At 62.3% G+C, this 14,652-nt stretch carries 10 protein-coding genes; all 10 read right to left on the minus strand.

The features are described 5' to 3' along the window. Positions 1-29: 29 nt before the first annotated feature. On the minus strand, positions 30-2,525 hold the full coding sequence (locus tag K5K89_RS13965) for a PAS domain-containing protein (RefSeq protein ID WP_071488002.1): 2,496 nt from the start codon (positions 2,523-2,525) through the stop codon (positions 30-32). A gap of 135 nt (positions 2,526-2,660) precedes the next feature. Then, positions 2,661-4,619 carry an acetoacetate--CoA ligase gene (locus tag K5K89_RS13970; RefSeq protein WP_222541641.1) on the minus strand — a complete coding sequence of 653 codons (1,959 nt, stop codon included), beginning with the start codon at positions 4,617-4,619 and terminating at the stop codon, positions 2,661-2,663. Between the two features lie 162 nt (positions 4,620-4,781). Then, positions 4,782-5,555, minus strand: coding sequence for a 3-hydroxybutyrate dehydrogenase (gene hbdH / locus K5K89_RS13975; protein ID WP_222541642.1), 774 nt, complete (start codon positions 5,553-5,555; stop codon positions 4,782-4,784). A 7-nt stretch (positions 5,556-5,562) separates the two neighbouring features. Further along, positions 5,563-6,954, minus strand: a complete 1,392-nt coding sequence (locus tag K5K89_RS13980; RefSeq protein WP_092244328.1) for a GntP family permease — start codon at positions 6,952-6,954, stop codon at positions 5,563-5,565. A gap of 295 nt (positions 6,955-7,249) precedes the next feature. Continuing rightward, entirely contained in the window at positions 7,250-8,644 is a 1,395-nt protein-coding gene (locus tag K5K89_RS13985) for a sigma-54 interaction domain-containing protein (protein ID WP_071487998.1), read from the minus strand. Then, a complete protein-coding gene (locus K5K89_RS13990; RefSeq protein ID WP_222541643.1) occupies positions 8,641-10,215 on the minus strand; it encodes an ABC transporter ATP-binding protein in 1,575 nt (524 codons plus the stop codon). Before K5K89_RS13990 ends, K5K89_RS13985 begins: the two co-directional genes overlap by 4 nt. Positions 10,216-10,225: 10 nt before the next feature. Next, positions 10,226-11,248, minus strand: coding sequence for an ABC transporter permease (locus K5K89_RS13995; protein WP_071487996.1), 1,023 nt, complete (start codon positions 11,246-11,248; stop codon positions 10,226-10,228). After that, positions 11,248-12,309 (minus strand): microcin C ABC transporter permease YejB, encoded by a 1,062-nt coding sequence (locus K5K89_RS14000; protein WP_222541644.1) that lies wholly within the window; start codon positions 12,307-12,309, stop codon positions 11,248-11,250. The genes K5K89_RS13995 and K5K89_RS14000 overlap by 1 nt, the downstream gene beginning before the upstream one ends. Beyond that, complete coding sequence (locus tag K5K89_RS14005) at positions 12,309-14,168, minus strand: extracellular solute-binding protein (RefSeq protein WP_071487994.1); 1,860 nt, start codon at positions 14,166-14,168, stop codon at positions 12,309-12,311. Before K5K89_RS14005 ends, K5K89_RS14000 begins: the two co-directional genes overlap by 1 nt. Positions 14,169-14,298: 130 nt before the next feature. Next, positions 14,299-14,580, minus strand: coding sequence for a peptidylprolyl isomerase (locus K5K89_RS14010; protein WP_003174386.1), 282 nt, complete (start codon positions 14,578-14,580; stop codon positions 14,299-14,301). Positions 14,581-14,652 lie beyond the last annotated feature (72 nt).

The following is a 14,652-nucleotide window of genomic DNA, read 5'->3' on the forward strand; positions in this document are numbered from 1 at the left end:
TGTGCGACGGCGCGCGATTATGCCTGAACTCATTCGTCGGCGTTGATCATGCTGCGGATTTTTGTCGCCAGCAGGTCGATGGAAAACGGCTTGGCCACCATGTCCATGCCGTCTTCGAGGAAGCCCTGGCGCTCGGCGGCTTTTTCCGCGTAACCGGTCATGAACAGTACCTTCAGCCCCGGCCGGTGCTGGCGGGCGATTTCCGCAAGCTGCCGGCCATTCATGCCCGGCAGGCCAACGTCAGTCACCAGCAGATCCACACGCAGGTCCGACTCCAGCAGTGGCAGTGCAGCCCGGGCGTCGCCTGCCTGGTGCGCCGTGTAGCCCAGTTCGTCGAGCACATTGACCACCAGCATGCGCACTGCCGGGTCATCTTCGACCACGACCACGGCTTCACCGGCCAGGGCTACCGGGGCTTCACCGAGGCTGGCAGGCAGGTCGCTTTCCAGGGAGGTGCCATGCAGGCGCGGCAGATACAGGCGCACGCAGGTGCCCTGGCCCGGCGCGCTCTGGATCGTCACATGCCCGCCGGACTGCTGGGCAAAGCCGTAGATCATCGACAGCCCCAGGCCCGTGCCCTGGCCGATGGGTTTGGTGGTGAAGAACGGGTCGAACGCCTTGGCCAGAATCTTCGGCGCCATGCCGGTGCCGTTGTCGCACACGCCAAGCATCACGTAGTCGCCGGCCTTGACCGGTTCCAGGGTGGTGATGTCGGTGCCGTCCAGGTAACTGTTGGCGGTTTCGATCAGCAGTTCACCGCCGTCGGGCATCGCGTCGCGGGCGTTGATCACCAGGTTGAGCAGGGCGTTTTCCAGTTGGCTGGCGTCGGTGTTCACCGGCCAGATGTCATGGCCGAGCTGCACCTTGAGGCTGATGTGCGCGCCCTTGGTGCGGCGGAACAACTCTTCCAGGGACGCCACCAACTGGTTCGGGTCCAGCGGGCGACGGTCCAGGGACTGGCGCCGCGAGAACGCCAGCAAGCGGTGGGTGAGGGCGGCCGCACGGTGGGCGGAGGATACGGCGGCATCGGTAAAACGGCCGATCTCGTCACTGCGCCCGGCAGCGATGTAGCGCTGCATCAGGTCCAGGCTGCCGATGATGCCGGTGAGCATATTGTTGAAGTCGTGGGCGATACCGCCGGTGAGCTGGCCCACCGCTTCCATCTTCTGGGCGTGGCGCAGCGCATCTTCGGCGCGTTCGCGTTCGAACATTTCGTTTTGCAGGCGCTGGTTGGCCTCGGCCAGCGCCTGGGTGCGCTGGGCCACGCGTTCCTCGAGGTTTTCATTGAGGTGGCGCAGGGCTTCTTCGGTGAGCTTGCGTTCGGTTTCATCGATCACAAAGATGTAGAAACCCTTCACCGAACCGTCATTGCTGAAGCGTGGCAGGTACTTCATCAGGGCGTGGCGTGGTCGACCGTCCTGGTGTGGCGTGATGGTCATGAAGCTGCAGGCCTTGCCCTTGAGTGCGGCCTCGATCTTGTCTACACGCCCGGCATACACCTCGTCGCCGAGCACTTCGCGGATGGTCTTGCCGTACAGCTCCTGGGGCGTCATGCCGTACCAGTCCAGGTAAGCGCTGTTGTTCAGGCGGAACCGCTGCTCGTGGTCGACATAACCGATCAACACCGGCATGGCGTTGATGATCAGCTGCAGCTCGCTCTGGCTTTGGCGCAAGGCCTGCTCGGTGTGTTTGCGCTCGGTCAGGTCCAGCGCAGCACCCAGGAAACGCGCGGGGCGGCCTTGATGATCCTTGTAGCAGCGCCCGCGGGCGAATACCCAGCGCACTTGGCCATCGGCTTGCAGCAGGCGGTATTCCTCGGCGTACTCGGTGCCGAAGGTGATGCAGTGCTTGATGCTGCGCGCCACCATGCCACGGTCTTCCGGGTGCACGCCTTGCAGGTAGTCGCTGATCGGCAAACGGCTTGCATCGTCGGGATCGACACCATGCAGGTAGGCGAAGTGCGTGTCAGCGATAAAACGGTCTTCGCCGATATCCCAGTCCCAGGTGCCGACCGCGTCGGTGGCCGCCAATGCCAGTTGCAGGCGCTGTTCGGTGTTGTGCTGGGCCTTGCGCCGTTCATTGGTTTCGATGGCGGTGACCAGGATGCCGGCAACGCTGCCGCTTTCATCGCGGACCGGGCTGTAGGTGAGGTCCAGCCAGATTTCAGTATCGCGATTGTGGCGTTGCAGTACGAAGCGCTGCTCGCTGAAGGTACGCACCTGGCCGCTGAGCACGGCGTCGTAGATCGGCCCGGTAAAGCCTTCCAGCTCCGGCCAGGTCTGGTGCGCCGGCTGGCCCATGGCCCCAGGGTGTTTATTGCCCGCGAGTTGGGCGAACCCGTCGTTGTAGAGCTGCGTGAGCTGGTTGCCCCACAGCAGGAGCATCGGCATCGGCGAGTGCACCACGATATCGACCGCCGTGCGCAGGCTTTGCGGCCAATCACCGGCCTCACCGAGAGGGCTTTGCGCCCAGTCCAGCCGCGCAATCAATGCGGCGGCTTCGCTGCCGGTGGATGTTCCAATCATGAAAAAGCCCTGAGCGTAACGCTTTGAAAAATGACAACACCCATTATCCCGTCAGTCGGCAATGAGTGACTACCCCCGAAAAATAGCATGCATTGGGGGTTTGTCTTCAAATGACTGCGTCAGCGCTGAAACCTTTCATCCCTGCGCCAGTTCCGGGCGATCGCGGAACTGATCAAGCGCCTGCGGGTTGGCCAGGGCGTCGGTGTTCTTCACCGGCTCGCCGTGCACCACATTACGCACTGCCAATTCGACGATCTTGCCGCTGATGGTGCGGGGGATATCAGTGACAGCGAGGATCTTGGCCGGCACATGGCGCGGTGTGGTGTTGGCACGGATCACCTGGCGGATCTGCTGTTCCAGGGCCTCGTCCAGTTCGATACCGTCATTGAGGCGCACGAACAGCACCACGCGCACGTCGTCCTGCCAGCGTTGGCCGATGGCCAGGCTTTCCAGCACCTGGGGGATTTTTTCCACCTGGCGATAGATCTCCGCGGTGCCGATCCGCACGCCGCCCGGGTTAAGTACCGCGTCGGAACGCCCGTGGATCAGCAGGCTGCCGTTGGGGCGCTGTTCGGCGTAGTCCCCTTGGGCCCAGACGCCGGGAAACTGGCTGAAATACGAAGCGAGCAGTTTCTTGCGCTCCGGATCCTTCCATAGCCCGATGGGCATGGCCGGGAAATGCCGGGTGCACACCAGCTCGCCTTTTTCACCGACCAGCGGCCGGCCCTGGTCGTCCCACACTTCGATGGCCATCGCCAGGCTCTTGCACTGCATTTCACCGCGCCGCACCGGCAGCACCGGGTTGCCGATCACAAAGCAGGAGACGATATCGGTGCCGCCGGACATGGACGACAGGCACAGCTCGGCCTTGATTTCGCGGTACACGTAGTCATAGCTCTGCGGCGACAGCGGCGAGCCGGTCGAGATCAGCCCTTTGAGGCTGCCCAGGTCATGGCTGAGGCGCGGTTGCAGGCCGGCTTTTTCCAGGGTGGCGAGAAACTTGGGGCTGGTGCCGAACACGCTGATGTGTTCCGCATCGATCAGGTCGATCAAACGCTCGGGGCCGGGGTGAAACGGTGAGCCGTCATACAGCACCGCCGTGGCGCCGATGGCCAGCACCGACACCAGCCAGTTCCACATCATCCAGCCGCAGGTGGTGTAGTAGAACAGGCAGTCCTCGCGGGACAGGTCGGCATGCAGGCCGTGTTCCTTGAGGTGGGTGAGCAATACGCCGCCGGTGCCATGGATGATGCACTTGGGCACGCCGGTGGTGCCGCTGGAGTAGAGGATGTACAGCGGATGGTCGAACGGCACCGCGACGAAGTCAGGCTCGCCGCCGGGTTGGTAGAAGTCCGGCCACAGCCAGACGCTGGCGTGGGTCTGATAGTCCTCGATCCTGGCCTGGGGGCGCGCATACGGCACGATGATCAACTGCTCCAGGGACGGCAGGCGCGCGAGGATTTCATTGAGCTTGGCGGTCTGGTCGATATCCTTGCCGGCATAGCGGTAGCCGGCGCAGGTGATCAGTACCTTGGGCTCGATCTGGCCAAAACGGTCGATCACGCCCTGGGTGCCGAAGTCCGGCGACGAGCAGGACCAGATCGCGCCCAGGCTGGTGGTGGCGAGCATGCCCACCAAAGTTTGCCAGGTGTTGGGCATACACGCCGCGACGCGGTCACCCTGGGTCACGCCGGCAGCGCGCAGGCTGCGTTGCAGGCCGGCGACGTGGGCGGCCAGTTCGGCGTAGGTCAGTTGTTCGCGTTGGCCGTCTTCTGCGACAGCCACGACGGCGGTGTGAGCGTCACGTCGGCGCAGCAGGTGTTCGGCAAAATTCAGCGTCGCACCGGGAAACCAACGGGCGCTGGGCATTTCGGCGTCTTCGATCAGCACCGCGGTGGGCGGGCTGCGAAATTGCACGTCGAAATAGTCCACGATCGCCCGCCAGAAATCCGCGCGCTGGTCGATGCTCCACTGGTGCAGCGCCGGGTAGTCGCCAAGCTGCAGGCTGTAGCGCTGGTTGATGTAGCGCCGGAACTGGTCCATGCGCGTGTTGGCGATGCGTTCCGGGGAGGGTTGCCAGAGGATGTCGGGCATCAGCAAGGTCTCTTGTTCTTATCTAGGTCTTCCACACAATACAGTTCAAATGTGGGAGGGGGCTTGCCCCCGATGAGGGAGTGCCAGTTGATACATGGGGTGACTGACCCACCGCTATCGGGGGCAAGCCCCCTCCCACATTTTGAACGCCAGTGTCCGCTGTTACTGGGCCAGCCAGCCGCCGTCGATATTCCATGCCGCACCGCGCACCTGGGCACCGGCTTCGCTGCACAAAAACAGCACCAGTTCACCCAACTGCGGCGGTGTCACAAACGCCAGCGACGGTTGCTTCTCCGCCAGCAGGTCGTGCTGCGCCTGCTGCGGGTCGATACCACTGGCGGCGCGATCATCGATCTGCTTCTGCACCAGCGGCGTCAGCACCCAGCCGGGGCAGATGGCGTTGCAGGTGACATTGCTGGTGGCGGTCTCCAGGCCGACCACCTTGGTCAACCCGATCACGCCATGCTTGGCCGCCACATACGCGGCCTTGCCCACCGACCCGACCAGGCCATGCACCGAGGCAATATTGACAATACGCCCCCAGCCCTTGGCCTTCATCCCCGGCAGGCTCAAGCGTGTGCTGTGGAACACCGAGGACAGGTTGATCGCGATGATCGAGTCCCAGCGTTCGGCCGGGAAGTCTTCCACCGCCGCCACATGCTGGATGCCGGCGTTGTTGACCAGGATGTCGACGCCGCCGAATTCACGCTCGGCGTAGGCGATCATGTCGGCAATCTGCGCCGGGTCGCTGACGTCGGCCGGATGATGGCCGACCTTGCCGCCGAACGCCCGCACCTGGGCGATCACCGCGCTGGCGTCACCGAAGCCATTGAGGATCAGGTTGGCGCCGGCCTTGGCCAGGCTCAAGGCGATGCCCAGGCCGATACCGCTGGTGGAGCCGGTGACCAGGGCGGTCTTGCCGTTCAATGTCGTCATGGAAACCTCACACAATGCCGGTGGCGTAGAAAGTACCGATCACCACGAACACCGCGAGGGTCTTGATGAGCGTGATGCCGAAAATGTCCTTGTAGGCTTCGCGGTGGGTCAGGCCGGTGACCGCCAGCAGCGTGATCACCGCGCCGTTGTGGGGCAGGGTGTCCATGCCGCCGCTGGCCATGGCCGCGACGCGGTGCAGCACTTCAAGGGGGATATTGGCCGCATGGGCCGCCGAAATAAAGCTCTCGGACATGGCCGCCAGGGCGATGCTCATGCCGCCCGAGGCGGAACCGGTGATACCGGCCAGCAGGGTCACGGTGATCGCTTCATTGACCAGCGGGTTGGGAATGCCCTTGAGCCAGTCGGCCAGCACCAGGAAGCCCGGCAGCGAGGCGATCACCGCGCCAAAGCCATATTCAGAGGCGGTGTTCATCGCCGCCAGCAGCGCACCGCTGACCGCGCTTTTGCTACCTTCGGCCAGCTTGCTCTTGATCGCCGAGAAGCCGAACACCAGCACCACGATGATCCCCACCAGCAACGCCGCCTGTACCGCCCAGATCGCGGTGAGCTTGGCGATTTCGGTGGTCACCGGCGCACTCATGCCGGGCAGGCTGAGGCTGTGGGTCTTGCCGTACCACTGCGGGATCCAGTGGGTGAACAACAGGTTCATCACGCCGACCAGGATCAGTGGCGACAGCGCGATCCAGGGATTGGGCAGGGTCAGGTTCTCGGCGGTTTCCGGCTCGTTGCGCAGCTCCGTGCCATAGCCTTCACCGGCACGCTGCGCCTTGTTGCGCTGGCGTGCCAGGTAGAGCATGCCGGCGCAGAACACGAAGATCGTGCCGATCAAACCCAGCCACGGCGCGGCCCAGGCGGTGGTGTTGAAGAAGGTGCTGGGGATGATGTTCTGGATCTGCGGGGTGCCGGGCAAGGCGTCCATGGTGAACGAAAACGCACCGAGGGCGATGGTGGCCGGGATCAGGCGCTTGGGAATATTGCTTTGGCGGAACATCTCCGCTGCAAACGGATACACCGCAAACACCACCACGAACAGCGATACGCCGCCGTAGGTGAGCAGGGCGCAGACCAGCACGATCACCAGCATCGCCTGGCGCGTGCCGAGCAAACGAATGGCCGCCGCCACAATCGAGCGCGAGAAGCCCGACAGCTCGATCAGCTTGCCGAACACTGCACCGAGCAGGAACACCGGGAAATACAGCTTGATAAAGCCGACCATCTTCTCCATGAACACCCCGGTAAAGGCAGGGGCGACGGCGGACGGGTCGGTGAGCAGGACAGCGCCGAGAGCGGCGATGGGGGCAAACAGGATAACGCTATAGCCACGGTAGGCCGCCAGCATCAGCAGCGCCAGGGCTGCCAGGGCAATGATCACACTCATGGTGTGTCTCCATCGGATTGTTATTGTTGTGGGGTGTTGATTTAGGAGAGGGCTATAGCGAGATATGTGCCATGTTCTTAACTTGTTGAAATTAAACAGTAATTTTCTGTATTTGGTGTGCTTCTCTGAATGTTGTCTCTAACTTGAGACAAGTGACAAACAAATGTGGGAGGGGGCTTGCCCCCGATGGCAGTGTGTCAGCCAACTAATAGCCAGCTGAAGCAACGCCATCGGGGGCAAGCCCCCTCCCACATTAGCTAGTCTCTGTATTGAAATTTGTGTCTCTGTTTGGAGATCAGTTGATACCCAACGCCACCATCTTCTTGTACAGCGTCGACCGCCCAAGCCCCAACCGCTTGGCCGCTTCCACCACATTTCCCTCGCACGCGCTCAATGCCGCCGCGATGATCTGCCGATCAAACCGCTCCCGCGCCGCACTGAAGCTTTCGCCCTCGACTGTCGCGACGGCACTCCCACGCTCCACGGGGGTAAAGGTGCCAATCGCCGCCCGAATCTCCCCGGCATTCAACACCAGGTCATCACTGAGCAACGCCGCCCGTTCCAGCACATTGCGCAACTCACGGATGTTCCCCGGCCACGCATGCTGCGCCAGCAGTGCCAGGGCCTCGCGGTCCAGTTCATGCTGGCTGCGCAGTTCCTCCAGGATCGCCTCGCTCAACGCCGGAATATCCTCCAGCCGCTCACGCAACGGCGGCACCTGGATTGGCAGCACATTCAGCCGGTAATACAAGTCCGCGCGGAACTCGCCGCGCTTGATCGCCGCCTCCAGGTCCATGGAGGTGGCGGCGATCACCCGCACATCGCTGTGCAGCATCTCATTGGAACCCACCGGCTCGAATTCCTTTTCCTGCAACACGCGCAGCAGTTTGCTTTGCAAGGGCAGGGGCATGTCACCGATTTCGTCGAGGAACAGCGTGCCGCCCTGGGCGATCTGGAACTTGCCGGGGCGGCCCTTGCGGTCGGCGCCGGTAAACGCGCCCGGTGCGGTGCCGAAGAACTCGGCTTCCAGCAGGTCAGCGGGAATCGCCGCGCTGTTGATGCTGACAAAGGCCTTGTGCGCACGGCTGGACGCGCCATGAATCGCCTGGGCCAGCAGCTCCTTGCCGGTACCGGTTTCGCCCAGCAGCAACACGGGCGATTCGGCGCTGGCACTGCGCCGCGCCCGGCGTTTCACTTCGAGGCTGGCGGCGCTGGTGCCGATAAAATGCGCGAAGTTGTATTTGCTCTGCCGCGAGCGCAGCAAGGAGCGCGTCGACGCCAGTTCTTGCTGCATGCTCAGGTAGCGCTCAATCAGTGGCGACAGGTTGCGCAGTTCATCAAACAAGGCAAAGCCGATCGCACCGATCACCGCACCGGCGTCGTTGTGGATCGGCAAGCGCATCACCACCAACGGGCCCTTGGGCGTGTCCTGGATGTCCAGCAATATGGGCTGGTCATTGCGTACCACCTGGCGCAGCAGGCTGTTGGAGATCACCTGCTCGCACGGCTGGCCGATGGCCTCGTCGGCGCTCTTGAGGCCAAAGCGCTTGGCGTAGCGCTCGTTCATCCACACGATATTGGCGTCGCGGTCGACAATCACCGTGCCTTCGCTGGACTGCTCGATGATCTCGAACAGCGACTGGATAGCCAGGCCGCGAACCTGTTGGTAATCCGTGAGGCTGGTACTCATGACGACAGCCCGCACGCCGCTGCCAGCAGCTCTTGGGTGTAAGGATGCTGCGGTGCATCAAACACCTGGTGGCTCGCGCCGGCCTCCACCACCTTGCCATCCTTGATCACGATCATGTCATGGGCCATGGCACGCACCACGGCCAGGTCGTGGCTGATAAACAGGTAGGTCAGGCCGTATTTCTCCTGCAACTCACGCAGTAGCGCCACCACTTGTTTCTGCACGGTGCGGTCGAGGGCCGAGGTCGGTTCGTCGAGCAACATCAGCGCCGGCTTGAGCACCAGGGCGCGGGCGATGGCGATGCGTTGGCGCTGACCACCGGAGAACTCATGGGGGTAGCGATGGCGGCTGGCGGGATCGAGGCCCACGTCCTTGAGCACCTGCACCACCTGTGCATCGCGGTCGGCCAGGCTGCACGGTGCGTGCACCTCCAGGCCTTCGCTGATGATCTGCTCCACGGTCATGCGCGGGCTGAGGCTGCCGTAGGGGTCCTGGAACACCACCTGCATCTGCTTGCGCCATGGGCGCATCTGCTTATGGTTCAGCGGGTCGAGGGCTTCACCCTGGAAGCGGATGCTGCCCGTGGAATCAAGAAGCCGCAAAATCGCCTGGCCCAGGGTGGACTTGCCCGAGCCGGACTCGCCGACAATCCCCAGGGTCTTGCCGCGCTGCACGCTCAGGCTGATGCCATCCACTGCCCGCAAGTAAGTCTTGCGCCGGAACAAACCACCGCCGAGGGGGAATTGCACGGTCAGGTCATCCACCTGCAATACCGTCTCGCGTGCATCGCTGCACAGCGCATCGCCGGCCGGCTCTGCATCCAGCAGCAGGCGGCTGTAGGGGTGCTGCGGCGCGTTGAACAGTGTCTGGCAGTCGGCCTGCTCGACGATTTCACCGGCACGCATCACACACACGCGCTGGGCAATGCTGCGCACCAGGTTGAGGTCGTGGCTGATCAGCAGCAGGGACATGCCCAGGCGTTGTTGCAGGGACTTGAGCAGCAGCAGGATCTTGCGCTGTACCGTCACGTCCAGCGCGGTGGTGGGTTCGTCGGCGATCAGCAGTTCCGGTTCGCAGGCCAGGGCCATGGCGATCATCACCCGTTGGCGCTGACCACCGGAGAGCTGGTGCGGATAAGCCTTGAGGCGTTCCTGGGGCTTCTGGATGCCCACCAGTTCGAGCAGTTCCAGGATGCGCGCCTGCGCCGCCTTGCCGCCCAGGCCCTTGTGCAGCAGCAGGGTTTCGCCGATCTGCTTTTCGATGCTGTGCAACGGGTTGAGCGAGGTCATCGGCTCCTGGAAGATCATGGCAATGCGGTTGCCACGCAGCTTCTGCAAGGTGGCGGCTGAAGCGCCGACCAGTTCCTGGCCACGGTACTTGATGGAACCGGTGGTTTGAGTACCGGCCTCGGGCAGCAGTTGCAGGATCGAGTGGGCCGTCACCGACTTGCCCGAGCCCGACTCGCCCACCAGTGCCAAACACTCGCCGGGGCGTACGTCCAGGCACAGGTTGCGCACCACGGTCTGGCCACTGAACGCGACGCTGAGGTCGCGGATTTCGATCAGGTTCATAGGCAGTCACTCATGAGCGTGGGTCGAAGGCATCACGCAATGCCTCGCCGATAAAGACCAGCAGCGACAGGATCAGCGCCAGGGTGAAAAACGCTGTCAGGCCCAGCCACGGCGCTTGCAGGTTCTGCTTGCCCTGGGCGATCAGCTCACCCAGGGACGCGCTGCCTGCCGGCATGCCGAAACCGAGAAAGTCCAGCGCGCTCAGCGTCGAAATCGCACCGGTCAGGATGAACGGCAGGTAACTCAAGGTCGCCGTCATGGCGTTGGGCAGGATATGCCGCCGGATGATTTTGCCATCGCCCAGGCCCAGCGCCCGTGCGGCCTTGACGTATTCCAGGTTGCGCCCGCGCAGGAACTCGGCGCGCACCACATCCACCAGGGCCAGCCAGGAAAACAGCGCCATGATCCCCAGCAGCCACCAGAAATTCGGCTCCACAAAACCCGACAGGATGATCAGCAGGTACAGCACCGGCAATCCGGACCACACCTCCAGCACGCGCTGGCCGATCAGGTCCACCCAACCGCCGTAATAGCCCTGCAATGCGCCGGCGGCAATGCCGATGGCTGCGCTGATCGCGGTGAGCGCCAGCGCAAACAGGATCGATACCCGGGCGCCAAAGATCACCCGCGCCAGTACATCCCGCGACTGGTCATCGGTGCCCAGCCAGTTCACCGTCGAAGGCGGGCTGGGGGCAGGGCGGGTCAGCTCGTAGTTGGGCGTGTCGTCGCTGAACGGAATCGGCGGGAACAGCATCCAGCCGCCGTCCTGCTCGATCAGCTTTTGCACGTAGTCACTGCGATAGTCAGCCTGGAACGGCAACTGGCCGCCGAACTGTTGCTCGGTGTAGCGCTTGAACACCGGAAAATACAGCTCGTTCTTGAAACTCAGCACTAAGGGTTTGTCATTGGCGATCAACTCGCCGCCCAGGGTCAGGATAAACAGGCCGATAAACAGCCACAGCGACCACCAGCCGCGGCGGTTTTTCTTGAAGCGCTCGAAACGCCGACGGGCCACGGGAGACAGGTTAAGCATCAAGCGTTCCTCGCCGCGAAGTCGATACGCGGGTCCACCAGGGTGTAGCAGAGGTCACCGATGAGTTTTATCAAAAGACCGAACAAGGTGAAGATGAACAGCGAACCGAATACCACAGGGTAGTCCCGGGACACAGCCGCCTCGTAGCTCATGCGGCCCAGGCCGTCGAGGGAGAAAATCACCTCGATCAGCAGCGAACCGGCAAAGAACACGGCAATAAAGGCCTGGGGAATTCCGGAGATCACCAGCAACATCGCATTGCGGAAAACATGCCCGTAGAGCACGCGTCGTTCGCTCAAGCCCTTGGCGCGGGCGGTCACCACGTACTGGCGCGTGATTTCATTGAGGAACGAGTTCTTGGTGAGGATGGTCAGCGTGGCAAACCCGCCGATCACCAGCGAGGTGACCGGCAATACCAGATGCCAGAAGTAATCGGCGACCTTGCCCACGGTGCTCAGCTCTTCGAAGTTTTCCGACACCAGACCGCGCACCGGAAACCAGTTCAACGATGTGCCACCGGCAAACACTACGATCAGGAACATCGCGAACAGGAATGCCGGCATCGCATAGCCGATGACAATCGCGGTGCTGCTCCACACGTCGAAGCTACTGCCGTGGCGCACCGCCTTGCGAATCCCCAGGGGAATCGACACCAGGTAGGTGATCAACGTGGCCCACAGGCCGAGGGAGATGGTCACGGGCATTTTTTCCAGGATCAGCTCGATCACCGTCTTGCCGCGAAAGAAGCTGTTGCCGAAGTCCATCTGGGCATAGCTCTTGAGCATCAGCCACAGGCGTTCCGGCGCGGGTTTGTCGAAGCCATACTGTTTCTCGATGTCAGCGATCAGCTTCGGGTCCAGGCCACGGCTGGCGCGGGAGCCGCTGCTGATGCCTTCACCGGAGGAACCGCCGACGCCGCCGCCGCCGATCCCTTGCAGATGGGCGATGGCTTGTTCCACCGGGCCGCCGGGGGCGGCCTGCACGATCACGAAATTCACCAGCAGGATGATCACCAGCGTCGGGATGATCAGCAGCAGGCGCCGCACGATATAGGCCAACATCAGTGCGCACCTCCGCGTTTTTTCAGCTCTGCATTCATTTGCTCATTCGTCAGGGGCGTGGGGCTGATTTCCCACCAGGTTTCCAGTGCTTCGTCGTTCTTTGCCTCGATGGCCGGGCGGCCGAAACGGTTCCACCATGCTGCGGAGGTGCCGGGCGGGTAGTAATTGGGGATCCACAGGTAGTTCCATTGCAGCACCCGGTCCAGCGCGTGGGCGTAAGTGAGCATCTGCGCCTGGGTGTCGGCCTTGACCAGGCCCTTGATCAGGCTGTCGACGGCGGGGTCCTTGAGTACGGCGTAGTTGTTGGCGCCTGGATCGTAGGCGGCGGCCGAGCCGAAATAGTTGTACAGCTCCATGCCCGGTGACGTGGTGACGGGGAAACCAATGACGATCATGTCGTAATCCCTGGCCATGATCCGATTCACATATTGCGAGGAGTCGATACGGCGGATATTGAGGGTAATACCGATCTGCGCGAGGTTACGTTTGTACGGTAACAACAGACGTTCGAGGCCGTTCTGAGTGTTAAGGAACGTGAATTCCAGCGGTTCGCCTTCGGCGTTTACCAATTTGTCACCCTCTGGCTTCCAGCCTGCTTCTTCCAACAGGCCCAGGGCTTGCAACTGCTTGTCGCGGATCATGCCGCTACCATCGGTGACCGGTGCCTTGAACACTTGGCTGAACACTTCGTCGGGGACCTGGCCACGCAAGGGTTCAAGAATCGCTAGCTCTTCTTTTGTTGGCGGCTGGCTGGCGGCCAGCGGGCTGTTGGAGAAGTAACTCTGCTGGCGGATGTACATATTGCGCATCATCTGCCGGTTGGCCCATTCAAAATCCCACAGCATTGCCAGGGCCTGGCGCACGCGGCGGTCCTTGAATATCGGTTTTTGCACGTTGAACACATAACCCTGGGCCGGTTGCGGCATTTCCTTGGCCAGGTGCGCACGTTGCAGGCGCCCGTCATCCAGGGCCGGGCCGTTGTAGCCGATGGAATACCCGGTGGCGGAAAACTCACGGTTGAAATCGTAGGCGCCGCCGCGCAATACCTGGCGGGCCACTTCGGTGTCGCCGAAATACTCCAGGCTCAGGTGATCGAAGTTGTACAGGCCACGGCTGACAGGCAAGTCCTTGCCCCACCAGTTCGGATCACGGGTAAAGGTGATGGTACTGCCGGAGTCGATCTTGCTGACTTTGTACGGACCGCTGCCCAGGGGGGCTTCATAGCCACCGCCGTTGGCAAAGTCGCGGGTCTTCCACCAGTGCTCGGGGAAGACAGGCAGGGTAGCGATGTCCAGGGGCAGGGTACGGTTTTCATTGCTGGAGAAATCGAAACGTACCTGGCGCTCGCCTTCGACTTCGACGTGCTTGACGTCGGCGAACAGGGTGCGAAACCGCAGGCTGCCCTGGGTCATCAGTAGGTCGAAGCTGTAGCGCACGTCTTCGGCGGTGATCGGCTTGCCATCGGCAAAGCGCGCCTTGGGGTTGAGGAAAAAGCGTAGCGACAGGCCGTCGTCGGCGCGCTCCATTTTTTCGGCGACCAGGCCGTAGACCGTGTAGGGCTCGTCCAGGGAACGCTGGGCCAGGGGCGCGTAGAGCCAGCCGTCAACCTGGGACACGCCGATGCCTTTGTCGATATATGGCAATACATGGTCGAAGCGTCCGATCTCGATGGCCGAGCGGCGCAGGCTGCCACCCTTGGGGGCGTCAGGGTTGGCGTAGTCGAAATGGGTAAAGCCGGCAGGGTACTTGGCCGGTTCGCCATACACCGTCAGGTACGGTTGAGGCGCCGCGATCACGGCAGTGCTGGTCAGCAGCAGTGCCAGGGACGAGCTCAAGAAGTAAGAAAAAGCCAATCGCATTGTCAGCCTTGAACGCCGTATGAAGAAGGAAAGGGATTTGTACGCTAACGGCATGAGCGTCGCCAGTCATCACATGCACAACGGCCCACCAAAAGGCGGGCCGTTGTTTATTGCATCAGCACAGACGGGATCAGTCCTGGCGGCTGGTGACTTCGAGCAGGTGATAGCCGAACTGGGTCTTTACCGGGCCTTGCACGGTGTTGACCGGGGCGCTGAACACGACGGTGTCGAATTCCTTGACCATCTGGCCTGGACCGAACGAACCCAGGTCACCACCTTGGCGGCTGGATGGGCAGCTGGAGTTGGCTTTGGCGACTTCTGCGAAATCGGCGCCGCCTTCGATTTGGGCCTTGAGTTCGTTGCACTTGTCTTCAGTGGAAACGAGGATGTGACGGGCGGTGGCTTTGGCCATGGGAAGTAACTCCTTGAATAAAAAAGGTGAGCCTACCGGATTCAGGCGGTTATTTCCTGGCAAAGTTCCACT

The organism is Pseudomonas sp. DR208 (genome assembly GCF_019823005.1).
In the GTDB taxonomy this organism is placed as follows: Bacteria; Pseudomonadota; Gammaproteobacteria; order Pseudomonadales; family Pseudomonadaceae; genus Aquipseudomonas; species Aquipseudomonas extremorientalis.

Coding starts and splice junctions, on each gene's coding strand:
- K5K89_RS13965 (WP_071488002.1), bottom strand. CDS start 2,525: ATGATTGGAACATCCACCGGCAGCGAAGCCGCCGCATTGATTGCGCGG.
- K5K89_RS13970 (WP_222541641.1), bottom strand. CDS start 4,619: ATGCCCGACATCCTCTGGCAACCCTCCCCGGAACGCATCGCCAACACG.
- hbdH (WP_222541642.1), bottom strand. CDS start 5,555: ATGACGACATTGAACGGCAAGACCGCCCTGGTCACCGGCTCCACCAGC.
- K5K89_RS13980 (WP_092244328.1), bottom strand. CDS start 6,954: ATGAGTGTGATCATTGCCCTGGCAGCCCTGGCGCTGCTGATGCTGGCG.
- K5K89_RS13985 (WP_071487998.1), bottom strand. CDS start 8,644: ATGAGTACCAGCCTCACGGATTACCAACAGGTTCGCGGCCTGGCTATC.
- K5K89_RS13990 (WP_222541643.1), bottom strand. CDS start 10,215: ATGAACCTGATCGAAATCCGCGACCTCAGCGTCGCGTTCAGTGGCCAG.
- K5K89_RS13995 (WP_071487996.1), bottom strand. CDS start 11,248: ATGCTTAACCTGTCTCCCGTGGCCCGTCGGCGTTTCGAGCGCTTCAAG.
- K5K89_RS14000 (WP_222541644.1), bottom strand. CDS start 12,309: ATGTTGGCCTATATCGTGCGGCGCCTGCTGCTGATCATCCCGACGCTG.
- K5K89_RS14005 (WP_071487994.1), bottom strand. CDS start 14,168: ATGCGATTGGCTTTTTCTTACTTCTTGAGCTCGTCCCTGGCACTGCTG.
- K5K89_RS14010 (WP_003174386.1), bottom strand. CDS start 14,580: ATGGCCAAAGCCACCGCCCGTCACATCCTCGTTTCCACTGAAGACAAG.